At 50.6% G+C, this 23,351-nt stretch carries 19 protein-coding genes; 13 read left to right on the forward strand and 6 right to left on the reverse strand.

What is annotated here, in order from left to right; translation table 11 throughout:
* Positions 1–141: 141 nt before the first annotated feature.
* Genes H9Q13_RS03100 through H9Q13_RS03110 form a run of 3 tightly spaced genes read left to right on the forward strand, consistent with a single transcriptional unit; the run spans position 142 to position 2,691 of the window.
* A complete protein-coding gene (locus H9Q13_RS03100; protein ID WP_191182275.1) occupies positions 142–675 on the forward strand; it encodes an RNA polymerase sigma factor in 534 nt (177 codons plus the stop codon).
* An 18-nt stretch (positions 676–693) separates the two neighbouring features.
* A complete protein-coding gene (locus tag H9Q13_RS03105) occupies positions 694–1,551 on the forward strand; it encodes a hypothetical protein (protein WP_191182276.1) in 858 nt (285 codons plus the stop codon).
* Positions 1,552–1,563: 12 nt separating this feature from the next.
* Positions 1,564–2,691, forward strand: coding sequence for an outer membrane beta-barrel protein (locus tag H9Q13_RS03110; RefSeq protein WP_191182277.1), 1,128 nt, complete (start codon positions 1,564–1,566; stop codon positions 2,689–2,691).
* Between the two features lie 61 nt (positions 2,692–2,752).
* Here H9Q13_RS03110 and H9Q13_RS03115 read toward each other — a convergent pair whose 3' ends face one another.
* Complete coding sequence (locus H9Q13_RS03115; RefSeq protein WP_191182278.1) at positions 2,753–3,505, reverse strand: TrmH family RNA methyltransferase; 753 nt, start codon at positions 3,503–3,505, stop codon at positions 2,753–2,755.
* Between the two features lie 15 nt (positions 3,506–3,520).
* On the opposite strand from H9Q13_RS03115, the gene tamL reads away from it, so the two are divergent.
* Positions 3,521–5,959: a translocation and assembly module lipoprotein TamL gene (tamL, locus tag H9Q13_RS03120; RefSeq protein ID WP_191182279.1), complete on the forward strand. Its 2,439-nt coding sequence runs from the start codon at positions 3,521–3,523 to the stop codon at positions 5,957–5,959.
* A gap of 177 nt (positions 5,960–6,136) precedes the next feature.
* Here tamL and H9Q13_RS03125 read toward each other — a convergent pair whose 3' ends face one another.
* Positions 6,137–8,215, reverse strand: a complete 2,079-nt coding sequence (locus H9Q13_RS03125) for an alpha-ketoacid dehydrogenase subunit alpha/beta (protein WP_191182280.1) — start codon at positions 8,213–8,215, stop codon at positions 6,137–6,139.
* A gap of 226 nt (positions 8,216–8,441) precedes the next feature.
* Between H9Q13_RS03125 and hemF the strand changes: the two genes are divergently transcribed.
* The 4 genes from hemF to H9Q13_RS03145 all read left to right on the forward strand — a co-directional run bounded on the left by hemF (position 8,442) and on the right by H9Q13_RS03145 (position 13,284).
* The gene (gene hemF, locus H9Q13_RS03130; protein WP_191182281.1) at positions 8,442–9,341 is read left to right on the forward strand and encodes an oxygen-dependent coproporphyrinogen oxidase; all 900 of its coding nucleotides are present in this window, start codon (positions 8,442–8,444) and stop codon (positions 9,339–9,341) included.
* A gap of 2 nt (positions 9,342–9,343) precedes the next feature.
* On the forward strand, positions 9,344–9,931 hold the full coding sequence (locus tag H9Q13_RS03135; protein ID WP_191182282.1) for a phosphatase PAP2 family protein: 588 nt from the start codon (positions 9,344–9,346) through the stop codon (positions 9,929–9,931).
* Between the two features lie 73 nt (positions 9,932–10,004).
* Positions 10,005–12,347, forward strand: a complete 2,343-nt coding sequence (locus H9Q13_RS03140) for a TonB-dependent receptor (protein ID WP_224744031.1) — start codon at positions 10,005–10,007, stop codon at positions 12,345–12,347.
* Between the two features lie 4 nt (positions 12,348–12,351).
* Positions 12,352–13,284 carry a DUF4249 family protein gene (locus tag H9Q13_RS03145; protein WP_191182284.1) on the forward strand — a complete coding sequence of 311 codons (933 nt, stop codon included), beginning with the start codon at positions 12,352–12,354 and terminating at the stop codon, positions 13,282–13,284.
* Between the two features lie 114 nt (positions 13,285–13,398).
* Here H9Q13_RS03145 and H9Q13_RS03150 read toward each other — a convergent pair whose 3' ends face one another.
* Complete coding sequence (locus H9Q13_RS03150) at positions 13,399–13,986, reverse strand: riboflavin synthase (RefSeq protein ID WP_191182285.1); 588 nt, start codon at positions 13,984–13,986, stop codon at positions 13,399–13,401.
* Between the two features lie 238 nt (positions 13,987–14,224).
* Between H9Q13_RS03150 and H9Q13_RS03155 the strand changes: the two genes are divergently transcribed.
* From H9Q13_RS03155 to H9Q13_RS03165, 3 genes are all read left to right on the forward strand, one after another.
* A complete protein-coding gene (locus tag H9Q13_RS03155; protein ID WP_191182286.1) occupies positions 14,225–14,893 on the forward strand; it encodes a protein-L-isoaspartate(D-aspartate) O-methyltransferase in 669 nt (222 codons plus the stop codon).
* Positions 14,894–14,972: 79 nt separating this feature from the next.
* Positions 14,973–15,503, forward strand: coding sequence for an acyl-CoA thioesterase (locus H9Q13_RS03160; protein ID WP_191182287.1), 531 nt, complete (start codon positions 14,973–14,975; stop codon positions 15,501–15,503).
* A 14-nt stretch (positions 15,504–15,517) separates the two neighbouring features.
* Positions 15,518–16,180 carry a hypothetical protein gene (locus H9Q13_RS03165; protein WP_191182288.1) on the forward strand — a complete coding sequence of 221 codons (663 nt, stop codon included), beginning with the start codon at positions 15,518–15,520 and terminating at the stop codon, positions 16,178–16,180.
* Positions 16,181–16,281: 101 nt separating this feature from the next.
* Here H9Q13_RS03165 and H9Q13_RS03170 read toward each other — a convergent pair whose 3' ends face one another.
* The 3 genes from H9Q13_RS03170 to alaS all read right to left on the reverse strand — a co-directional run bounded on the left by H9Q13_RS03170 (position 16,282) and on the right by alaS (position 21,659).
* Positions 16,282–17,394: a TlpA disulfide reductase family protein gene (locus tag H9Q13_RS03170; RefSeq protein ID WP_224744032.1), complete on the reverse strand. Its 1,113-nt coding sequence runs from the start codon at positions 17,392–17,394 to the stop codon at positions 16,282–16,284.
* A gap of 104 nt (positions 17,395–17,498) precedes the next feature.
* Positions 17,499–18,953, reverse strand: a complete 1,455-nt coding sequence (gatB, locus tag H9Q13_RS03175; RefSeq protein ID WP_191182289.1) for an Asp-tRNA(Asn)/Glu-tRNA(Gln) amidotransferase subunit GatB — start codon at positions 18,951–18,953, stop codon at positions 17,499–17,501.
* Between the two features lie 75 nt (positions 18,954–19,028).
* On the reverse strand, positions 19,029–21,659 hold the full coding sequence (gene alaS, locus H9Q13_RS03180) for an alanine--tRNA ligase (protein WP_191182290.1): 2,631 nt from the start codon (positions 21,657–21,659) through the stop codon (positions 19,029–19,031).
* A gap of 203 nt (positions 21,660–21,862) precedes the next feature.
* Here alaS and H9Q13_RS03185 point away from each other — a divergent pair, with 203 nt between their 5' ends.
* Together H9Q13_RS03185 and dprA are read left to right on the forward strand one after the other, a co-directional pair.
* On the forward strand, positions 21,863–22,210 hold the full coding sequence (locus H9Q13_RS03185; RefSeq protein WP_191182291.1) for a MerR family transcriptional regulator: 348 nt from the start codon (positions 21,863–21,865) through the stop codon (positions 22,208–22,210).
* 18 nt (positions 22,211–22,228) lie between these two features.
* Positions 22,229–23,350: a DNA-processing protein DprA gene (gene dprA, locus H9Q13_RS03190; RefSeq protein WP_191182292.1), complete on the forward strand. Its 1,122-nt coding sequence runs from the start codon at positions 22,229–22,231 to the stop codon at positions 23,348–23,350.
* Position 23,351 lies beyond the last annotated feature (1 nt).

Raw genomic sequence — 23,351 nt, forward strand, 5'->3', positions numbered from 1 at the left:
CAAACTCTAAAAAAAATATGAGAAATTTATACCTGCTTAGGCAACCTCCAGGTGGTGTATTTACATCTATGGGGTAAAGAGCAGCACAACAGCTCAGGACAAAAGCCAGAAAGCGACATATTTGATAAAATTTTACCCAACGTGACGGAACAAGAGTTAATAGCAGGATGCCGGAAGGCCGAGAGTAAAGCGCAGAAATGCCTTTACGAGCGTTTCGCATCGCCTATGTACGGGGTGTGCCTGCGTTACCTCAAAAACCAGATGGACGCCGAAGAGGCCTTGCTGAACGGATTTATGAAGGTATACCAAAACATAGACCGGTTTGAGGGCAAGGGCAGTTTCGAGGGTTGGGTAAGACGCATCATGGTCAACGAAGCACTTGGTTTCTTGAGAAAAAAAGAGTCGCTATACCTATCCATCGAAGACGACCACGTACAAGTGGCCGGCAGCATGGGAGCCGACCACGAGTTGGCCGAAGGTGAGTTACTTGAGTTGTTGCGCACTTTGCCTGCCGGCTACAGGGCAGTTTTTAACCTGTATGCAATAGAGGGATATTCGCACAAAGAAATTGCCGATATGCTGAACATCACGGAAGGAACTTCAAAATCGCAACTGAGCAAGGCCCGCGCCATGTTGCAACGAAGACTTTCCGGTCAGGAAGCAATCGCCAGCTAATAGAAAAAGGAGGTACTTATGAGACCAGAAGACATAGACAAGCTATTTAAGGAACGTTTGGGCCCATCGGCACCTACGCCGCCCGCCGACCTTTGGAACCGGCTGCAGGACCGAATGGAAACAGAGATGCCAGGCACTAACCTAGAGGAGCGGAAGCCCAAAAGCTTCATGTGGCTCTCCTACTCTGTCGCTGCGGCCATTGCGCTGGTGCTGTCGGTGGGCATCGTGTTCTACAACGTGCAGCGCGGCACCGTGGCGGTGGATGGCATGGCCCGTAACAATGGCCAGGTAGCTGAACAGCCTTTGCAGATTACCGAGCCAATTCCAAACGCAGGTATAGCCAAGGCAACAGAATCTGTTACGGCAGAATCACCTATCGAACAACACACTTCAAACCCGGTTGCATCTGTGCCTAAAAAATCATCCGCTATACCTGAAGCGAACATTGCGAAAGTCACACCTCAGGCAGCAGGGAACATAAGCAGGTCAAAATCCGGTGCCAGCAGCTCCACCGCTCCAACGCAACGGGTAGCTCAGGTCGAGAAAGCCGCTATACTTGTAACCCCGGAAAAGGGCGATTACTATAACACAGGAGAAACCGTACCGGCTAGCTTTGCCTCCAACACCGTCGACATGAACGCGCAGCCAGTCGAAATTATAATCAAGCGTGCCGTGGCCGTGCAGCAGGTAGAGGACTACGATGAACTTTCGGGCTTCGAAAAGAAGCAGAAACTGGCCAAAAACCTCTTTAAGCAGGTGCGCAACCTCTCCAACGGTGAGCGGGTCGAGCTTTCGGAACTCGGTATCAATGCCGACAAAATTGCACTTGAGACACAGATCGGAAAACAAAAAATATCAAAAGTCATTAATCTCTAACCTCTTAAAACCATGAAACGAATACTACTTCTCTTAACGGCCATCATGATGGCTGCAGCCACCGGTGTGTCTGCCAAAGGCGGTCAAACCATCGGCGAGCGCTTCGGACAGCAGGACACTATTGTCGTGAAAATGGCAAACGGCGCTAAAATGGTCCTATACCTGCAAAACATTGAGCAGCTGAAAGCTTTTGAAAACTATAGCCTGGATTCTCTCATGCGGGTGCTCAATAAATATGTAGATCAGGTTGATAAAATGGATAACGCCAACAAAGACCTTAAATCGAAAGAAACAACCGTATCGTTTGGCCGTGACGCCAAAAACCCCGAGAACGTGACCATTACGGTGCAGGAAACCGGTCAGGATGGAAAAGTTAAGAAGGAGAAACATGAGATCCGGATCAATAAGAACTTCAAAATCGATGTGGAGATTGAAGAGGAGAATGGCAACACCCGTGTGGATGTGAACGTGCCCGACAAGGCGCAGCGGGACAGTATCCGCACCAAGCACAAGGAAGAGCATTACAAAGCCACGAAATTTAATTTTGATGTCGATCTGGGTATTAACAGCTTCGTGAACACCGATAACAGTCAGGTACCTGACCTGAAGCCGCTGGGTTCGCGCTACGTAGGGCTGAACTGGCACCTCAACTCACAGATTGGAGGCCGTAAAAGCCCTTTCTACCTGGTATCAGGTTTGGAGTTCGCCTTCAACAACTATATGTTCGACAAGAATTACCTGATTGAGGAGGATGTTAACGAAGTGACTTTTTTCCGCAGAGAATTGGAGACGAGCTACGACAAATCGAAGCTAACGCATTCATCTGTGAACGTGCCGCTTATGCCCATGCTCAAGTTTAAGCGCCAGAACGGCAAGGAAGGATTCAAAATTGGAGCGGGTCCTTTTGCCGGCTACCGCCTGGGGGCTCATTCCAAGTTGAAGTTTGAAGATGGCGGTAAGACACAGAAAGAGAAAGTGCGCAGCAGTTACAACCTCTCAGACTTCCAGTATGGCCTGACTGGAGTGATCGGCTACGGCAACCTGGACCTGTTCGTGAAATACAACATGAACGATTTGTTCAAAGACAACCGCGGACCAGACGCCAATGTGATCAGCTTCGGTTTCCGTCTCTTCAACTAAGCTGTTAATTTAGGTGATTATAATGTTTGCAACAGAAGCTCCAGCCGGGGCTTTTGTTGTTTTACAGCGAGGCGTTGCGCATAAAATTGTCGATGATAATGGCCGTCGCCGTGGCTACGTTCAAAGACTCCGCTTTCCCGAATGCCGGGATTTTGATCAGCCGGTTTACATGCGCTTCCACACTGGGGCGTATCCCATTGGCCTCGTTCCCCATCACGACAACTCCCTTCGGCAGAAGCTGCATGCGGTGCAGGTTATCGCCATCCAATGAAGCGCCATAGACGGGTGTTGCCTCGGGCAGCTCGGTTAGCCAGGTCGCCAGGTCCAGGTAGTAGGCCTTCACACGCGTGAAAGAACCCATAGTAGCCGCAATGGTTTTGGGGTTATAGAAATCAGCGCAAGTCTCGGAGCAGACAATTGTGCTGATGCCATACCAGTCCGCTATGCGGATGATGGTGCCCAGGTTGCCGGGGTCACGTATATCATCGAGGGCAATAGCAAAATCAGTGGGCTGAAATTTCAGATAGCGTAATTCAGGTATACGGGCCACGGCCAAACCGGCATTATTACTCGAAAAAGTACCTGCTTTTGTCAATTCCTGTTCCGTTACCAGTTCATATCGTATACCTTTGCCTAGCTTGTTGCCGTGCTCTCGCAGAAAATCCTCTGTGAGGAAAAGATGCTGCAGCTCAAAATTTGACTGTAGCAGCTCGAGCACACTTTTTGCGCCCTCCACGACAAAGGCTTGGTGTTGGTTGCGGTATTTTTTTACTTGCAGCGAGTTAACGTACTTTAGGATTGCTTTCGACAACATACAGCTGAGAATCGTTTGAGAACACGATGTTACATATTCGGACTGGTAATTACAATTATTAGTTTCAACGCCTGTGTTCCTACCAAGAACCTGGGAAAGAATGAACAGCTTCTGCTCGGCATAGAGCCAAAAGGCATCTCGAATGTGAGCCAGACAGATATAGAGGCGGTATACCAGCAGCAGCCTAACCGCGTGTTCCTTGGCTCCACCCCTTACCTGGCCATTTATAATTTCGGCAAAAAGTTTTACAGTCCCGCCCGCATCGACGAGCGTATTTTGAAGCTGCGAACCACCCGTTCAGAAAAAATAAGTGAAGCCGGGGGAGACTCTGCCAAAGTGCGCCGTATTCAGGACCGGTTTGATCGCCGCATTGCCCGCCAGCGCGACCGCAAGGAAAAAGGCAACCTGCTGATGCAGATCGGGGAGCCGCCCGCCATATACGACTCTTTGCTAATGGAGCGCACCATGGATCAGGTGGACGTGTACATGAACACCAAGGGTTACTTTAACCATCTGGCCGGTTATGAGAAGCTCGAAAAAGGAAAGAAGGTATACATCACGATCAACATCACAGAGAATGCGCCCTACAGGTATAGCAGCTTCGATTACCATATACCGGACGATACGCTTTTGGCCGTAGTGAAACGCTATGAAGACCGGTCCCTGCTGAAACTGGGCGAGGTATACGACGAGCAGGCCATCAGCGAGGAGCGTGACCGTCTGTATGACATGATCCGGCACAACGGGTACTATGACTTTGCCCGGGCCTACATCATTTTTGAGCCGGACACCAGTTTTGGAGGCAACACGGTACGGTTGCGGACCGTGATCCAGAACCCGGAGGATGGCAACACGCACAAGGCCTATACCATCCGCAACGTTTATTTCAAGACCGACGCCGACCGTTTTGGGCTGTCGCGCGATACCCTGGCGTATAACCATGTCAACTATCTGGCCTACGAGCATAACTATTCTTCCAAAATACTAGACAAGAAGGTATCGGTATACCCTGGTCAGCGGTACAGTCAGTTCCGGACCACGCTTACCCAGCGGCGGTTGGCTGAGATGGATGTGTTCCAGTTCAGTAATATAAGCTACAACAAAGTAACCGACCCCACGGATTCGTTGGCAAGGAATCAGCTGAACGCGTTTATCAATGCGATGCCTTCCAAGAAATACCAGGCAACGACTGAACTGGGCATGAATTTCACAGAGCGGCGGCCAGGACCTTTCTCAAGTATCCGGTTGAAGGTACGCAATGTGTTCGGCGGGGCAGAAAACCTTGAATTCGGGATTCGCGGTGGCCTGGAAGGACAGATCAATATATCGGATCCATCGCAAACGGTCATGATTCGTGAGTTTGGCGGTGATGCAGCCCTCACCTTCCCGGTGTTTATTCTTCCTTTCGGAGGGAAAAGCATTCTGCAGGATTATAACCCCAGAACCAGAGTCTACAGCGGCTATACCAACGTTGACCGGTCAGAGTTTCAGCGCTCTATTTACGAAGCCTCTTTGGACTATATCTGGTATAAGTATCCGCGACCGCTGCAAACGCCTACCATTCAGTATGTGTTTTCACCTGTGAACGTCAACATCATCCAGGTTGGACGCATAGACCCTGCATTTGACTCCACACTGACAAATTTAAGCTCCGGCAGCCGTTCTTTCAGAGAAAGTTTTCGGAGCGGATTTATCTCGTTTGTTGGTTTCAGCTTTACCTACAACACCAATGACTTTGCCCAGACTCGCAACGCACGCTACCTGCGCACTTTGGTAGAGGTGGGCGGACTGACTAGCAAGCTCGGCATTATGCCGGATGTAGGCAGCCTGAGAAAGTTCCAGTATGCCAGACTCAATCCGGATTACAGGCGCTACATCCCTTTAGGTGACCGACGCTTCTTTGTGTACCGTTTCAATGCAGGCGTGGGCAGCCCGCTGTTCGGCTCCAATGCACTGCCTTACGATAAGTACTTTTTTGCTGGGGGCGCTTCCAGCGTACGCGCCTGGACAGCCCGCCGTTTGGGTCCGGGCTCCTATCCTACCAGAGTTCTAAATGAGGATACAGAACTTGCTGACTTGCCAGAGCAGCCCGGCGAGGTGCTATTGGAAGCCAGTGCGGAGTACCGTTTCAACATGTTCAGTTTCTTTAATGGGGCATTCTTTGTGGATGCCGGTAACGTGTGGCTCCTCAAACCGGACAATCGTCCGGGCTCGCATTTTGAGTTTAACCGTTTCTACAAGGAGTTTGCGGTTGGAACCGGCTTTGGTCTCCGCCTTGATTTCTCAGTTGTGATATTGCGTTTCGACCTGGCCACCCAGGTATACAATCCGGCAGGCGACGCAAATGGCAATAAGTTCGTAATCCGTGATTTCCGCTTTTCTGATATCTTCAAGCAGGTAAACCAGGCAGACAGGCGAACAAACCTGAACATAGGTATAGGCTATCCTTTCTAAACCAGAACTAATAAAATAAAATGATGGGTCGGCCTGAATTGTTCAGATTCATCCAACCCTAAAATTTTGTGTTAGTGAAGACCGACATGAAATTCTGAGTATTATGATTATTTATAAACAGAAAGCCCCACCGATTAACCGGCGGGGCTTTCTGTTTATAAATACTTCTGCCGATGCTTAGTAATTCAGTAACTCCTCCATCGCCGCAGCGACTTTCTCGGGGTTCGGCAGCATCATCTTTTCCAGTTCAACATTCAAAGGTATGGCCGGCAGGTTAGCGGCCCCCAGGGTATAGACCGGAGCGTCCAGTTGCTGGAAGCATTCTTTCGAAATACGACCGGCCAATGATTCGGCAAAGGAGTTCATGAGTGGTTCCTCTGTCAGCACCAGTGCTTTGCCATGGCGGCGCACAGAGGCAACCACCGCCTCAAAGTCCAGTGGGTTGAGTGTGCGAAGGTCGAGGATCTCCACACTACCCTTGAACTGTTTAGAGGCCGTCTTGGCCCAGTATACACCCATGCCATAGGTAATCACGGTCATACTGTTGCCCATCCGGATCTCCTCGTCGCTGGCGTGTTGCACCACATGGGCTTTGCCCAGCGGCAGGATGTAGTTCTCGTCCGGCTCAACTGTTTTAGCGTCTTCTGTGCCAGCCACTTTAGACCAATACAATCCTTTGTGCTCGAGCATGACAACCGGATTCGGGTCCAAAAAGGCTGCTTTCATCAGTCCTTTCATATCGGCGGCATTGCTTGGGTATACGACCTTAATTCCGCGTATGGTCAGCAATGTAGACTCAATGCTGCCGGAGTGGTAAGGTCCGCCACCGCCATAGGCACCTATCGGTACTCGGATGAGTGACTGCACCGGAAACTTGCCCATCGAGAGGTAACAGCTCTTCGAAAGCTCTTCCACCAGTTGGTTCATGCCAGGCCAGATGTAGTCGGCGAATTGGATCTCGACAATGGCTTTGGCACCTACTGCTGACATACCGGCGGTAGATCCCACAATGTAAGCTTCCTGAATAGGAGTGTTGAACACGCGGCTGTCACCGTATTTCTTGGCCAGCAAAGCCGCCTCACGGAATACACCTCCCAGCTCTCCTCCTACGTCCTGACCGTAGAACAAGGCCTCCGGGTAGGTGCGCAGGATATCGTCTACGGCATGCAGTGCGGCATCTACCATAATGGCTTTGTCAGCACCGGCTGGGCTGCGTTCGCCTTTTTCTTCTGTTATAGGTGTCGGCGCAAACTCATGCTGGTCGAAAGTGCTGGGATCAGGAACAGGAGCGTTCAATGCACGCTGGTAGTCTTCGGCAACCACTTTCTGAGCCTCATTCTCCAACCATTGTATTTCTTCGGAGCTAACTTCAGCGTCCAGCAAAGCCTCACGCAATTTTGGGATTGGGTCGTTTACACTGTGCTCCTGCAGGTTTCCGCCACGGTACCACTCACGGCGTACGCCGGAGGTGTGATGGCCCAGCAAAGGACACTTGGCATGTACCAGAATAGGCTTACGAACCTCCCGTACATATTCAAAGGCAATGCGCATGCCTTCATGTGACTCGGCAAAATCAGCGCCGTTTACCCGGATACGTTCCATTCCTTTGAAGCCGGCCGCATAGTCGTAGGCGTCCATGGCGCGCATTTCCTTGCCTGTGGCTGATATTCCCCAATCATTATCCTGCACGAGGTATACAATCGGCAGATTCTTGAGCACAGCCATTTGGAAAGCCTCGGCCACTTCGCCTTCGGTTACAGAGCCATCGCCAAGCGAACAAAGCACCACTGGCTTTTCCTCGCCACGCATGATGCCCTGCGATTCAAAATACGAAATGGCATGTGCCATACCTGTGGCAGGTATCGCCTGCATGCCGGTTGCAGAGCTTTGGTGAGGGATGGTCGGGAAGCCTTCGCGGCGCAGTGATGGGTGCCCATAGTAGGTACGTCCACCCGAGAAAGGGTCGTCAGCTTTTGCCATGAGCTGCAGCATAAGTTCATAAGGCTGCATACCTATCCCCAATAACATGGAGTCATCGCGGTAGTAGAGTGCAGCATAATCGTATGGCTTTAGCTGGAAAGCCGCAGCTAATTGTATGGCCTCATGACCTCTGGAGGTGCTGTGAACATACTTACTGCAAATAGTTTTATTTTCTTCGTAGGTGTCTGCCATGGTTTTGGCAGTTATCATGAGGCGGTAGGCCTTTTTCAGAATGGTTGTATCTACCCGAAAGGCCTCCATCAGTTCTTTTGACATACGTTAAGTCTTGTGATTGGCCGAAGTTAAGAAAAAATGCCCTTTTTCTAAAATTCTATCTGAAGCTGGTTAGAGCGGGCTTTATTTGGTAATTTTGCAGTTCCTTTAGAGGGACACACGACACTGGACATCCGACACAAGTTTTAGATTTAGATGCTTCATCTGTTCTGCGACTTCCATGTTCTAAGTCTTGTGCCTTATGTCTAATGTCTTTTATCTAAAAAGAATGTTCAGAGAAGAAGTTGAAGCTTTTATGCGCCAGTTCCAGCAGGATCTGGTACGTGACCTTGAAAACTGCGATGGCGGCGCTGCCTTCCAAAAGGATGAATGGCAGCACGAGCAGGGTGGCGGCGGCATATCCCGTATCATCGAAAACGGCCATGTGCTCGAAAAAGGCGGCGTCAACTTCTCGGCAGTTCAAGGGGAGCTTTCTCCCCAGTTCCTGAAAATGCTGCAAATGCCCGATCCAAAGTTCTTTGCTACGGGTGTTTCGGTGGTGATGCACCCGCATAGCCCGATGGTGCCGATCACGCATATGAACGTGCGCTATTTCGAAGCGGGCGACGGCACGGCCTGGTTTGGTGGGGGCATTGACCTGACACCTATATACGTGAATGTGCAACAGGCGCAAGAGTTTCATGAGGCCATGAAAGCGGTGTGCGACAAGCACCATCCCTCCTATTACCAAGAGTTCAAGAAGTGGGCTGATGACTATTTCTACAATGAGCACCGGCAGGAGACGCGCGGCGTAGGCGGTATTTTCTTCGACCGACTGATGGCAACCAATGAGATCAGTATGGAACATCGTTTCGCTTTCGTGCGCGACGTGGCCTATGCTTTTGCCCCTTTTTATACGAGGATCATCAACCGAAATCGTGACCTGCCATATGGGGAGCGCGAGAAACAATGGCAACTGATACGACGTGGCCGCTACGTGGAATTTAATCTTGTGTACGACCGCGGCACCAAATTCGGACTTGCCACAAACGGGCGCATCGAGTCTATCCTAATGAGTCTGCCGCAGCATGCCTCCTGGGTATACAACCACAAGCCGGAACCGGGCGGACCCGAGGAAATGACCCTGAGTTACCTCAAGAAAGACATCGACTGGATCCACATTAAGTAACTATGCTAAACCAATTGGAGAAGCTGGATCAGGAGCTGTTCCTGTTTCTGAACGAGCAGCAAAGCCCGTTCTGGGACACGGTCATGGTCATGGTTTCCAATAAGTACTTTTGGATTCCGTTTTATCTCCTTTTGGTTAGCTACATCATTTGGCGCTATAAAATGCAGAGTATCCCGATGCTGCTGATGGCCGTGGCAGGTATAGGGCTGGCCGACTATGTGGCCTCGGGTGTCTTTAAACCTTATTTTGCCCGCCTGCGTCCTTGCCACGATCCGGAGCTTTCGGCCATGGTAAACCTGGTGCGGGGTTGCGGGGGCAAGTTCGGCTTCCTCTCCTCCCACGCCTCCACGGGCTTTGCCCTGGCGGTTTTCTTTAACCTGATTCTCTCCGACCGCTACCTGTTTTTCAAAATTTTTCTGGTGATGTGGGCCGTGGTGGTGTCCTATAGCCGGATATACCTAGGCGTGCACTATCCGGGTGATATCATCGGGGGGGCACTGGTTGGAACAGGAACCGCCATGCTAGCGGTAGTGGGCTATCGGCTATGGCTACGAAAATATACCCGCTTTCATCACAAACCTTTGGCATAATCTGCTGTTTCTGACGTATTGTAAGAACAGCCGATTACTGGATTTGCGTTTACGACACCTCTTATACCTCCTTTTGCCACTTTTGCTTTTGCCCTTGCTGCCTGCATGGGCACAGGACGGCTTTGAATTGCGCGGCCGGGTGCTGGACGCTAAAACCGCTGAGCCCTTGGCAGGCGCGTCCATCAGTCTAAAAGAACGCCCCTCAATAGGCGCCGTTTCGGAGGCCGATGGCAGGTATAGCCTGCGTGCCCCTGCGGGAACTTATACCTTGCTGATTCGCTATATTGGCTACGAGAACCAGGAGCTAACCTTGCGGCTTTTCCAAAACAAAACACTGGACCTGAAACTTATACCTGCCACGTACAGCACCAGCGAGGTGGAGGTGATCGGGACGCGACTCAAGCCCATCACCCAAACCGCCACGATGGGGGAACTTGACATCCCGATGGAATCGGTGAAAACCTTGCCCGTTTTGTTTGGCGAGACGGATATCTTGAAAACCGTACAACTCTTGCCGGGGGTGCAGTCGGGCGGCGAGGGCAATACGGGTTTTTATGTGCGCGGAGGCGGGGCCGACCAAAACCTGGTGCAACTCGATCAGGCGGTGGTGTACAATCCCGGGCATTTGCTCAATTTCTTCTCTGTCTTCAACAGTGATGCCATCCGCAATGCCACGCTTATCAAAGGAAACATGCCGGCCAGGTATGGCGGTCGCCTATCGTCGGTGCTGGACGTGGAGCTGCGCGAGGGAAACACCGACAGCCTGCAAGCCGAGGGCGGCATAGGCCTGATTGCCTCCCGATTGACAGTGCAGGGCCCGCTGCTAAAAGACAAGGCTGCTTTTATTTTTTCAGCCCGCCGCACATATGTGGATGTATTGTTCGACCCCTTTCTGCGCAACACTGAGCAGGGCGGTGTGCCCTACTATTTCTACGATTTCAACGGAAAGCTCTCCTATACCTTGTCTCCCAAAGACCGCCTATACCTGAGCGGCTATTATGGCAAGGACGTAGGCTCGCTTATACTCTCCTCCGGTCGGTTTGTGGCCGATTTTCAGTGGGGCAACGCAGCAGCCACTGCCCGCTGGCATCACCGTTTCACGGATAAGCATGTGGTCGATGTGTCAGGTATAGTGAGTGACTATGATTTCAGCTTCGACTGGGATTTTGGGGGGATAAAGACAGCCGTCGAGACAGGGGTGCGGGACTATTCCTTTCGAACTGATTTTGTGTACACCCCTTCTGTGCGTCACCAGTTTGAATACGGGCTGCACTATACCCATCACACCCTGCGCCCCCGCACCGGAAGCGCCGAAACTGCCGAAGATGACGTATTCTCCACTGACCGAATCCTTGCCAAAACCGCCCATGAAGCGGCGCTATACCTGTCAGACGACTGGAACGTGACCGACCGGCTGCTGCTTAGTGCAGGTATACGGGGGAGCTATTTTGTGCAGATGGGGCCTTTTACTTTCTATTCATTCGATCAGAACGAACGGCCCATCGACTCGGTTGAATATACCGCCGGAGAGCGCGTGAAGTCCTTTATGGCGCTGGAGCCCCGTATTTCGCTGCGCTATACCTTGAGTGCGGTCTCCTCCGTCAAGGCCAGTTATACCCGTTCGGCGCAGTACCTTCATTTGGTCTCCAACGCTTTTACCACGTTGCCGCTGGATGTGTGGGTGCCGAGTTCTGCCATTGTGGAGCCGCAGCGGGCCTCGCAATACGCCATGGGGTATTTCCGGAATTTTAAACAGAACATGTACGAAGGCTCCGTTGAGGTATACTACAAGACCATGGAAAATCAGCTGGAGTACCGCGAAGGGTATGTGGCAGGGCCTTCTAACCGCGATCTGGAGTATGAGTTTGTGCGGGGCAGCGGTGAGTCTTATGGGGCAGAGCTTTTCCTGCGCAAGAACTACGGCAACCTGCAGGGCTGGCTCGGCTATACCTTGTCGTGGACCGACCGCACATTTCCGAATATCAACCAGGGTCGTACTTTCCCCGCACGCTTCGACCGGCGGCATGATGTGTCGGTAGTGGCCACTTACACGTATAATTCCCGCTGGACATTTGGAGGCAGTTTTGTCTATGGCACAGGGCAGGCCACCACCATGCCGCAGCGCCGCTATCTCATAGAAGGCACTGTGAACTACCAGTACGGGGAGCGGAACAGTTTCCGGATGCAGCCTTTCCACCGACTCGACCTTTCGGCCACCTTGGAGGGGAAAGCCCTGAAACGTTTGCAGTCGAGCTGGACTTTCGCTATCTACAACGTGTACGGCCGGCGCAATCCCTTTTTGTATTACATAGACAGCGAAGGCGCACCTTATAGCACGGAGACCAGGGTACAGGCCAAAAAGGTGTCTCTAATCCCGTTCCCATTGCCGTCTGTCACCTGGAATTTTAAATGGTAAGGCTATGCGTTCTACAAATTTCTTTCTGCTGATTCTTATTCCTTTCTTCCTTGCCTGCGAAGAGAACCTGACCATTGCTATACCTGCCGGTCAGGAGCAACTGGTGGTGGAAGGGCACATCGAACAGGGAGCGCCGCCGGTGGTGGTGCTTACCCGCAGTGTGCCTGTGTTTGCAGGGGCCACTCCGGCCGATATCGAAGCCAGTTTTGTGCATGGGGCGCAGGTAGTGGTTTCGCATGCCGGGAAAAGCTATACCTTGAAAGAGGTACCTGTCGCTGCTTTTTGGCCCCAGCTCCGGCGCGTGGTTTCGGAACAGTACGGCATACCAGAGGAACGTCTGGCTAGTGGCAGCGATTTTATTTTCTACGTGTATACCTCAGAGGAATTGCTGGGCGAAATTGGCAAAAGCTACCAGTTGCGGATCAGCCACGAAGGACGGGTTTTGACCTCATCGACCACCATCCCAAACTTAAATCCCTTAGAAGGGCTCTTTCTGGAACCGCACCCCGACCCGGCAAAGGATAGCCTGTTCACGCTCTATTATCGTTACCGCGACCCGGACACACTGGGCAACAGTGTGCGCTACTTCACAAAACGGAACAGCGAACCGTTTTATCCGGGCTATTTTGCTTCTGTTTTCAATGACGAGCTGATCAACGGCGTTCAGAATCTGACTTACCCCTTAGACCGTGGCGAACCGCGCGGGCAAGAGGTGGACTTGGATACCTATAGCTATTTCGGGAGAGGCGATACGATAGTGGTGCGATGGGCCTCCATTGATCTGGCTCATTACCGCTTCTGGTTAACGCTAGAGAACGAACGCAACAACAACGGCAGTCCCATCGGTTCACCCAACACGACACGCTCCAATATCATCGGCGGATTGGGTGTTTGGGGTGGCTACGGTGTGACTTATCACCGGATTGTGGTTGAATGATGTCTGAATCTTCTTGAGGGTCCTACCCCCATGATTTACAGGATTCACTCATTCACTCATTCGCTCACTCCTTCACTCACTCAATCACTCATTCACTCATTCACACCTTCAAAATTAACTTCTCCCCAACAACCGCGCTACGTATTTCCCGATAATATCAAACTCCAGGTTGACGGTGGAGCCGGCCTTCACCTGATGCAGATTGGTATGCTCGAAAGTATAAGGGATGATCGCCACAGAAAATCGGTCCTCCTTGGAATTGACCACCGTCAGGCTGATGCCATTGACCGTTACAGAACCCTTCTCAACCGTCACATTCCCTAAATTGGGATCGTAGCGGAACGTGAAAACCCAGCTGCCGTTTTGGTCTTCTACAGACTCGCAGGTAGCAACTTGGTCTACGTGGCCCTGTACGATGTGCCCGTCAAAGCGGCCAATCGCGCTCATGCAGCGCTCCAGGTTCACTTTATCGCCAATCTGCAGGCTGCTCAGGTTAGTTTTCTGAAGCGTTTCATCAATAGCCGTCACTGTATAGCCGCTCTCCGTGATGTTGACTACCGTCAGGCAGACACCGTTATGCGCGACACTTTGGTCGATCTGCAGTTCGTGTGTAAAGGGGGCCGACAGCGTGAAATGCTTGTTGGTGCCTTCCGTTTGAATGTTCTGCACCTGGCCCATGGCCTCTATTATACCTGTAAACATAGCGACTCGTGTTGTTTTCTGAATTCAAAATTAACCATGATTTAACTCAAAAGCACGGTCGGACTACTTAAATACGCGTTGGCCTGATATTAAATTGCGAATCGGTTAGGTAACTGTGGGCAGGTATGCTTATTTTCGCATAGTCCAACTTCTGGCTGAATTCAGATAAGGTATAGCCCAATTCCTTATCTGAATTGGCCAAATGCTTGTTTTTACACTATTACAGACTCAAAGGGAAATGCAGACAGACTTGTATAAGCACAAAGGTATGCGCCGCGGCTTGGTCAAACAATTGAGAGACAAAGGGATACGTGATGAGCGGGTGTTGGCGGCCATCGAAGCGGTTCCCCGGCATTTTTTCTTTGAAAAAGCCTTTCTGGAGCAGGCTTACCAGGACAAAGCTTTTCCGATTGGCGAAGGGCAAACCATTTCGCAGCCTTATACGGTGGCTTTTCAAACGGAATTGCTAAAGTTGAAACCAACCGATAAAGTGCTGGAAATAGGAACCGGTTCCGGTTACCAGTGTTGCGTCCTGCTACAGATCACCCCAAGCGTATACACCATCGAATATAACAAGGCGCTGTATGAAAAAGCCGTGAAGTTCTTCAAAACCTACGGGCTGTTTCCGCATACCTTCCACGGGGATGGTTCGCAAGGCCTGCCTGCCCATGCGCCTTACGACAAAATTATTGTGACGGCCGGTGCGCCTGGTATACCTAAGACCCTGGTGAGCCAACTAAACATTGGCGGTATTTTGGTGATACCGGTTGGCGGTGAGTCGAGCCAGAAAATGCTACGAATCACCCGCACCGGTGAAAACGAGTTCACGCAAGAGGAGTTCTCCAGCTTCAAGTTTGTGCCCTTATTGGGCAAGTCTGGCTGGGACTCGCCTCCTTTTCAAGGATAGTAACATAAGCTTAATCGGAGGGTGGTTTTTTGTTTGGCCCTCCGTGCCCTATCTTTGCGATGGAATTTATTAAACTAACATGCGTAAACAGAAAAAAGTAAGCGAATCATACGTGATCATGACGGAGTTGGTGCTGCCAAACGACACCAACACCCTGCACAACCTGATGGGCGGTAAGATGATGCACTGGATGGACATCGTGTCGGCCATTGCCGCACAAAAACACTCCAACCGTATTGTGGTAACGGCCTCGGTGGACAACGTATCATTTGCCGAAAGCATCAAGTTGGGCAACGTAGTAACCCTGGAAGCCAAAGTGACGCGCGCCTTTTCCTCTTCCATGGAGGTGCATATCGTGGTGTTTGCAGAAGATATTCCGACCGGCAAGAAAGTGATGTCAAACCAGGCGTTCTTCACGTTTGTGGCGGTAGACCAGTCCGGAAAAGCGATTGACGTGCCAGAGGCTATACCTGAAACCGAGGAAGAAATCAGACTGTATGATGGTGCCTTGCGTCGTCGTCAGCTGCGACTGGTATTGGCCGGTCGTATGAAGCCCAGTGAAGCCAACGAACTGAAGTCTATCTTTGATCTGAAAGAAGATCAGGAGTAATTATACCTATATAAATGGCGGCACTAACACCAGAGCAATTGAACGCGGAATTTCTCAGGCATTTTATGCCCGAAACGCTCTACCTGATCGATGGCGACCAGATGGTGCCGGTTGTACATGCTCCCGAAACTGTGCCGACAGCTGCTGTTTCTCAACAGGCTATACCTGTGCAGGCAGATGTGCAGGCTCCAAAATCTAATGTAGCGGCTTTACCTGCCACCGTGCCACCAGCTGCGCCGGTTGCGGCTATACCTAAACTGCCGAAAGTAGAAGTAACACCTCCACAAAAGGCGTTTGACATCATCGGTGAGAACCGAAAAGGCCTGGTTGTGCTGGTCACGCTGCCAGACGCTGCATTTAGGGCATTGCCGCAATCGCAGTTCCTGACCAAGATTCTGGCGGCCATTGGGTTTGGACCCAGCGATGTTGCTTTCGTGAATAACGTGTCGGGTGCCATTGCCAAGTTCGAAGCGCTGCGCAACAGCATGCAGACGAACTATATCCTCAGCTTTGCCAGCCGCATCGACACAGACCTACCCCACGAGAAGTTCACCCTGTATAATCCGGTGCTGTTAGCCGGTGTGCCAGTGGTTTTCTCACAGTCACTGGCGGTGCTGGACGGAGATCAGGAGCAGAAAAAACTGTTATGGGGAGCACTGCAGCAGGTATTCAAGTAATAAGAAGTTTTATTTGAGCTCTATAGTCATTACATACCGTTATTAAAAGCAAAAGCCCTTCCATTACAGAAGGGCTTTTGCTTTTGGTGTATACTTGTAGTTTATTTCAAGAGCGAGGCAATTTTTGATTCCAACTCCTCTCCTCTCAAATTTTTGGCGATGATTTTACCATCTTTATCTAACAGGATAGTTTGCGGAATGGCATCTACCTGGTAAAGCTGAGCGGCGCTGCTCTCCCATCCTTTCAGATCGGATACATGTGGCCAGGTGAGTTTGTCGTCCGCAATAGCCTTAAGCCATTTTTCGCGTGACTGGTCCAAGGACACACCGAAAATTTCGAAGCCTTTGTCCTTGTACTTGTTATACATACGCACCACGTTCGGGTTCTCTTTGCGGCATGGTCCACACCAACTGGCCCAGAAATCGATGAGCACATACTTACCACGAAGGGAGGACAAAGCGATACTTCCGCCTTCCGGGGATGGAAGCGAAAAGTCAGGTGCAACAGATCCAATGGCGGTCGTGCGCATAGATTCCAGGCGCTTGTTCAGCATGGCTGTGTATTTTGAATCCGGAATTTTCTCGGAATACAGTGTCGCCATGCTGTCTGCAAAAGCAAAATCAGACTGCGGGTTGATCAGGTTGAGTGTTCCAAAAGCTGACACGACAGAGCCCGGATGCTCAGCCAGGAATTTCTTCAGGTCTTTTTGCATGGCCATGTACTGCATGCGATATCCTTCTGCCTCCTCTGTTTTGCCTTCGGTCATGGCCTGATTATACTTCTGGCTTAGTTCCGCTTCTTTCTGTCGCGAATCATTCACCATTTTATTCAGTTGCTGGAACAACTCGGAGTCTTTGGAGCCTTCGATCTTGGCTGTGCCATTTAAGTCGCTGGCGTCGGCTTCTACCTTAATGGCCTTGTTTTCAAGCACGAGCATCATGCCATTCTGCTGGTCAAGTCCCAACCTGTAAAATGTAGGTTCTTTTACCGTGCCTTCAAACAGGAAGCTGCCGTCTTGTCCAATATTTGCCGTGTCGCGTGCAATGAATTGCTGCTCACCAAGCTCGAACAGATAGATCTGGCCCGGCGTGGCGTTCTGCAACTTACCTTCTATGGTATAGGCACTGCCATTAGTAGCCGTTTTATTGCCTTGGCAACTAGCCATCATAGCGGCTGCCGAAGCCAGTACTACATACTTTTTAAGCTTCATCATGTGTGTAGTTTAGTACAGATATTAGATACTAGGCTTTAGATATCAGACTGCAACATCCAAATTTTTTATCAAAAGTCTAGTATCTAACGTCTAAAATCTAACATCTATTTAAGTCCTTCCTGCAGTAGCTGGTTAGCAACTTTCGGGTCGGCTTTGCCCTTGGTCTTCTTCATGATCTCGCCCATGAACATCCCAACCAGCGATTTTTTACCAGCCTTGTATTCCTCCACTTTGTGCGGATTGGCAGCCAAAACTTCAGCAACAATAGCTTTAAGTGAATCCGAATCAGATTCTTGTAACAGATTCTGTTCTTCAGCAACCTGATGTGCCGGTATACCTGGATTCTCGAGCATGTACGGAAAAATCTTTTTAGCAGCTACCGAGTGGCTCACTTTGTTTTCGTCTACCAGCGCAATGATCTCAGCAATGGCGTGTGGCTGCAGTGGGAAGTCTTTGATATGCAGCTGCAGTTCATTCAGGTATGACTTCACCGGACCCGTTACCCAGTTGGCGGCACCTTTGTAGTTTTTGGTATACTTACAAAGTTCGTCATAGTAAAGCGCGATCTCTTTGGTGTCTGTCAGTACACCGGCGTCATATTCCGACAGACCGAACTCTTGTGTAAAGCGCTTGTAAAGCTCCTGTGGCAAGCTTGGCATGGTTTCCTTAATGCGCTCCAGCCACTCCTGCTCAATTACCAACGGTGGCAGGTCTGGCTCCGGGAAGTAACGGTAGTCGTTCAGTGTTTCCTTGGAACGCATAGCCGTGGTTGTTCCGGTGTTCGCGTCGAAGTTGCGGGTTTCCGAATCGATCTTACCGCCTTTCTCTATCACCATGATCTGCCGCTCGATCTCGTGCTCAATGGCACGCTGTACGTTACGGAACGAGTTCATGTTCTTTACCTCCACCTTGGTTCCCCATAGTGGCGAGTCTTTCAGCATCACCGAAATGTTGGCATCGCATCGCAGTGAGCCTTCCTCCATGTTGCCATCGCAAATCTCCAGGTAGCGCACCAAACGGCGAATCTCGGTCAGGTAGTTATATGCCTCTTCCGAGTCGCGGATATCCGGTTCCGACACGATCTCGATCAACGGTACCCCGGCGCGGTTCAGGTCTATGAGTGTTTCAGTTTCGCCAGCCAAGTGCATGGATTTACCGGCGTCTTCCTCCATGTGAATACGCGTGATTCCAATGCGCTTGTCATTGCCCTCGGCATCTTTCACATCCAGATAACCCGCTGTACAGATGGGCGTTTTGTCCTGAGTAATCTGATAGCCTTTCGGAAGGTCCGGGTAGAAATAGTTCTTGCGGGCGTAGATGTTGTAGCGTCTGATTTCGCAGTTCGTAGCCAGACCCATTTTCACGGCCATCTCGACCACACGCTTGTTAATGCGTGGCAAGGTGCCTGGGTGTCCCAATGTAATCACGCTCAAATTGGTGTTCGGCATTACGCCATACTCCGTAGAGTCTGACGAATAGGCCTTGCTTTCTGTCAGCAGCTGGGCGTGAACTTCCAAACCGATAATTGCCTGGTATTTGTCTCTTATTGCTTTATCCATTGTCTCTTATTTGGAAAGCTGTATTATGTAAGGTTCTTTGATACTGTCTCGATCTAACAGATTGGCTGCTTTCTTCTACAACAGGGTTTTTACTAATTCTTGCGCCTTTGCAGGTATAGCCACCAAGCCAGCAAGCTCCTTACCACCTGCTGTGGCATAGAACGGTTGTCCGCCGCCACCGCCTTTGATTTCCTTGGCGAGCTCACGCACTATCTGGCTGGCGTTCAGCTTGCGGTCCGACACCAGGTTATCCGAGAGCATTACTGCAATCTGTGGCTTTCCGTCGATTTCAGCGGCTAGTACCAACACCAAGTTATCCAGAGCCTGACGCATGTCGAAAGCCAGTTTCTTCAGATAATCTGCCGTGCTCACATCCACTTTCTCAGCCACGAAATTCACTCCGTCGATGGACTGAGCTTTTTGCACCAGGCTTTCTTTCAAGCTGGTGAGTTGCTTCAGTTCAAATTGCTCGAGCTGTTTCTGCAGGGCTTTATTGTCCTCCTGTAGCTTTTGAACAGCACCCGATATGTTGCTATGCGTACCCAATACTTCGCGTACGGCATTCAGCTCGTTTAGCTGCTGCTGCATGTACTCCTCAGCCGACGCTGCTGTAGTGGCCTCAATACGACGCACGCCAGCGGCTACAGAGCTTTCCGAAATAATCTTGAAATAACCGATCTCACCTGTATTGTGCACGTGTATACCGCCGCAAAGTTCTACTGAGTGATCACGGTCAAAAGCAATCACGCGCACAAATTCGCCGTACTTCTCTCCGAACAATGCCATGGCACCCATTGCCTTTGCCTCGGCAATCGGGATGTTGCGCTGCTCTTCTAAAGGTATAGCCTGGCGCACACGCTGATTCACGATCGTTTCTACCTCGCGCAGTTGCTCTTCTGTTACTTTAGAGAAATGAGAGAAGTCGAATCGGAGCACTTTTTCATTTACCAAGGAGCCTTTCTGCTGCACGTGCTCACCTAAAACTTTACGTAAAGCGGCATGCAGTAAGTGCGTAGCAGAGTGGTTTTTACGGATCAGGTTGCGGCGCTCAAAATCCACTTCACTTCTGAACGGAGCCTCCACATGCTGCGGCAACTTAGAAGTGATGTGCAGGATCAGATCGTTCTCTTTCTTGGTGTCCAGCACCTCGATTTGTTCAGAATCTGAGATCAGGTAACCCGTGTCGCCTACCTGTCCACCGCTCTCGGCATAGAACGGGGTGCGGTTCAGCACAATATGATACTCGCTCTTGTTCTTGGTCTTAACCTGACGGTAGCGCACTATATGCGAATCTGCCACATCGTGTTCGTAACCCAAAAACTCTGTCTCCACGTCTGGCTGCACGATTACCCAGTCGCTCTGCTCCGAAGCGGAGGCGTTGCGGGAGCGGTTCTTTTGCTGCTCCATTTCTACTGCAAAACCAGCTTCGTCTACCTTCAAGCCTTTGTCACGGGCAATCAGGGCGGTCAAATCAAGTGGGAAACCAAAGGTGTCGTACAGTTCAAAGGCAGTTTTACCGTCTATGGTATTGTTGTTCTCTTTAAATCTGGCTTCTAATGCATCCAATCGCTTCAGACCATTCTCCAAAGTGCGTAAAAAGGCATTTTCCTCCTCCTCGATGACACGCTGCACAAAGCTCAGCTGTGCCTTCAATTCAGGGAATACATTTTCCATCTGGTCGGCCAGTACGGCTGCCAGTTTATAAAGGAAAGGTTTTTTGAAGTCCAGGAAGGTAAAGCTATACCTGACCGCACGGCGCAGAATGCGTCGGATCACGTAGCCCGCCTTGTTATTGGATGGTAGCTGCCCGTCCGAAATCGCAAAGGCAATGGCCCGGATGTGGTCGGCCATCACCCGGATGGCAATATCTACTTTCTCGTTCTCGCCGTAAGTCACGTCGGCTTCTTTGGCGATGAACTGGATCAGCGGCTGGAACACGTCTGTATCGTAGTTGGAACGCTTGCCTTGAATGGCCATGCACAAACGCTCGAAGCCCATACCTGTATCCACGTGCTGCGCAGGCAGTTTTACCAGCGAGCCATCCGCCAGACGGTTGAACTCCATGAATACGTTGTTCCAAATCTCGACTACTTGTGGATGGTCAGCATTCACGAGTGTCTTGCCGTCTACCTGCGCTCGTTCCTCTTCGGTGCGCAGGTCCACATGTATCTCAGAGCACGGACCGCAGGGACCGGTATCGCCCATCTCCCAGAAGTTATCCTTCTTGTTGCCCATGAGTATGCGGTCTTCTGCAATCATAGATTTCCAGATGTCAAACGCCTCCTGGTCCATCGGCAGGTTCTCCGAATCATCGCCTTGAAAGACTGACACATACAGCCTGTCTTTCGGCAGTTGGTATACCTCTGTCAAGAGCTCCCAGGACCAAGCCAAAGCCTCTTTTTTGAAATAGTCGCCGAATGACCAGTTGCCCAGCATTTCGAACATGGTGTGGTGGTAGGTGTCGTAGCCTACTTCCTCCAGGTCATTGTGCTTACCCGACACGCGCAGACATTTCTGGGTGTCGGCAATGCGTTTGGACGGGGCTGGTTTGTTGCCCAAAAAGTAATCCTTAAAGGGTGCCATACCGGAGTTGATAAACATCAAGGTAGGGTCATCTTTTACCACCAATGGGGCTGACGGCACAATCTGGTGCTGCCGCTGCGCGAAGAAATCGAGAAACTTTTGTCTAATCTCAGCTGAGTTCATCTATGATTATTAAGCCTTTAGATACAATGTGCTATACTTGTTGTTTAATAACAAAAAATATAGAATTTTTGCCTGACAGAAACAGCCCTTTCGGGTTATGCTTTCGCGTGTCTGCATAAGGGCAAAAGTAGCAATTTTAGCCGTAATTCTGCGTGCTATACCCGAAAATTAGTGCTGTAGCGCTATACCTTGAAACTGAAACTATGCCTTACAAAGAAAAAGAAATCGAAAAACAATATTACACCATTGGGGAAGTAGCGGCCATTTTTGACGTTGCTCCCTCCCTGATCCGCTTTTGGGAGACCGAGTTTGACCAACTAAAGCCGAAGAAAAACAAGAAGGGCAACCGCCAGTACACTACCAAGGACATTGAGGAACTGCGTTCGGTATACCACCTGGTGAAAGAACGCGGCTTTACGATACAAGGTGCCAAGGAAGTTCTGAAGAACAAATCGGTTCAGACCAAGGATAAGATCGAGATCATCAACTCACTGGAAAAGGTGCGCTCTTTCCTGGTTGGAATAAAGGAACAGCTGAACACCAAAAGCTAAGCTTGCGTACGTTGGTGCATGTCACATGAAGCCCAATTTGAAGTAGCCCTCTCCTTTCTGCCTTACGTCGGCGATCAGCTGACGAAGGTGCTGGTGAGCTATTGCGGCTCCGCCAAAGCCGTGTTACATGCTCCGGTGCCTAAACTGATGAAAGTGCCAGGTGTAGGCGAGAAGGTGGCCAAGAGCATACGGGATAATGGCCGGCAAGCCTTGCTTGAAGCGGACGAAGTCTTGAAAAAGGCCTCGGATAAACAGGTGGAGCTCCTGTTCTATACCTCTTCCAAGTACCCGAACCGGCTCAAACAGTTGCCTGATGCACCACCACTTCTTTATTACAGGGGGAACGCCAACTTAAACCATCACCGCATTATCAGCATTGTAGGTACCCGCAAGCCAACGAGTTATGGCCAGGCTGTCACAGAGCGGATAATAGAAGAACTTAAGCCTTATGGTGTAATGGTTGTCAGCGGACTGGCTTACGGGATCGACATTGCGGCACACCGCGCCGCTTTGCAGGCAGGGCTCCCAACAATTGGCGTGATGGCCTCCGGACCCGACATCATTTACCCCGGCGTGCATAAGAAATATGCTGAGAAAATGCTTGAGCAAGGCGGTGTACTCACCGAAAATACCTTTGGTACCAAACCTGACGCACCCCGCTTCCCGGCCCGTAACCGGATAATTGCCGGTATGTCCGACTGCACCATTGTCATAGAGGCGGCTTTCAAAAGCGGCACCCTCATCACTGCTGATATAGCCCACAGCTATGACAAAGAAGTCATGGCCGTGCCTGGCAACATCAACTCCCCCATGTCGGAAGGCACCAATTGGCTGATCAAGTCACACAAGGCCGCCGTTCTAACCGCTACACAGGACCTGATTGAGTTGTTGAACTGGGATATTGAAGACAGTCTGGCAGTAAAAAGAGCAAAGGCTATACCTGCTCTTGACCCAGCCGATTTCACACCCGAAGAAATGCAGGTGCTGCAGGTGCTGATCCAGTCCGGTGAAGAGCAAATGGATAATTTAGGTTGGAAGGCGCAAGTGCCAGTAAATCAACTTGCTTCCGTGCTTTTGGCTTTGGAGTTTAAAGGAGTTGTGAAAGCAATGCCAGGGAAAAAATTCGCTTTGATCCGATGAA

Origin of the sequence: Pontibacter aquaedesilientis (assembly GCF_014773225.1) — a bacterium.
Taxonomy (GTDB): Bacteria; Bacteroidota; Bacteroidia; order Cytophagales; family Hymenobacteraceae; genus Pontibacter; species Pontibacter aquaedesilientis.

What these genes read in the sequence shown, in the direction of transcription:
- gatB (WP_191182289.1), bottom strand. Translation starts at nt 18,953, where the DNA reads ATGGATAAAGCAATAAGAGACAAATACCAGGCAATTATCGGTTTGGAA.
- H9Q13_RS03105 (WP_191182276.1), top strand. Translation starts at nt 694, where the DNA reads ATGAGACCAGAAGACATAGACAAGCTATTTAAGGAACGTTTGGGCCCA.
- H9Q13_RS03135 (WP_191182282.1), top strand. Translation starts at nt 9,344, where the DNA reads ATGCTAAACCAATTGGAGAAGCTGGATCAGGAGCTGTTCCTGTTTCTG.
- hemF (WP_191182281.1), top strand. Translation starts at nt 8,442, where the DNA reads ATGTTCAGAGAAGAAGTTGAAGCTTTTATGCGCCAGTTCCAGCAGGAT.
- H9Q13_RS03155 (WP_191182286.1), top strand. Translation starts at nt 14,225, where the DNA reads ATGCAGACAGACTTGTATAAGCACAAAGGTATGCGCCGCGGCTTGGTC.
- H9Q13_RS03160 (WP_191182287.1), top strand. Translation starts at nt 14,973, where the DNA reads ATGCGTAAACAGAAAAAAGTAAGCGAATCATACGTGATCATGACGGAG.
- H9Q13_RS03145 (WP_191182284.1), top strand. Translation starts at nt 12,352, where the DNA reads ATGCGTTCTACAAATTTCTTTCTGCTGATTCTTATTCCTTTCTTCCTT.
- dprA (WP_191182292.1), top strand. Translation starts at nt 22,229, where the DNA reads ATGTCACATGAAGCCCAATTTGAAGTAGCCCTCTCCTTTCTGCCTTAC.
- H9Q13_RS03170 (WP_224744032.1), bottom strand. Translation starts at nt 17,394, where the DNA reads ATGATGAAGCTTAAAAAGTATGTAGTACTGGCTTCGGCAGCCGCTATG.
- alaS (WP_191182290.1), bottom strand. Translation starts at nt 21,659, where the DNA reads ATGAACTCAGCTGAGATTAGACAAAAGTTTCTCGATTTCTTCGCGCAG.
- H9Q13_RS03110 (WP_191182277.1), top strand. Translation starts at nt 1,564, where the DNA reads ATGAAACGAATACTACTTCTCTTAACGGCCATCATGATGGCTGCAGCC.
- H9Q13_RS03125 (WP_191182280.1), bottom strand. Translation starts at nt 8,215, where the DNA reads ATGTCAAAAGAACTGATGGAGGCCTTTCGGGTAGATACAACCATTCTG.
- H9Q13_RS03150 (WP_191182285.1), bottom strand. Translation starts at nt 13,986, where the DNA reads ATGTTTACAGGTATAATAGAGGCCATGGGCCAGGTGCAGAACATTCAA.
- H9Q13_RS03115 (WP_191182278.1), bottom strand. Translation starts at nt 3,505, where the DNA reads ATGTTGTCGAAAGCAATCCTAAAGTACGTTAACTCGCTGCAAGTAAAA.
- H9Q13_RS03185 (WP_191182291.1), top strand. Translation starts at nt 21,863, where the DNA reads ATGCCTTACAAAGAAAAAGAAATCGAAAAACAATATTACACCATTGGG.
- H9Q13_RS03165 (WP_191182288.1), top strand. Translation starts at nt 15,518, where the DNA reads ATGGCGGCACTAACACCAGAGCAATTGAACGCGGAATTTCTCAGGCAT.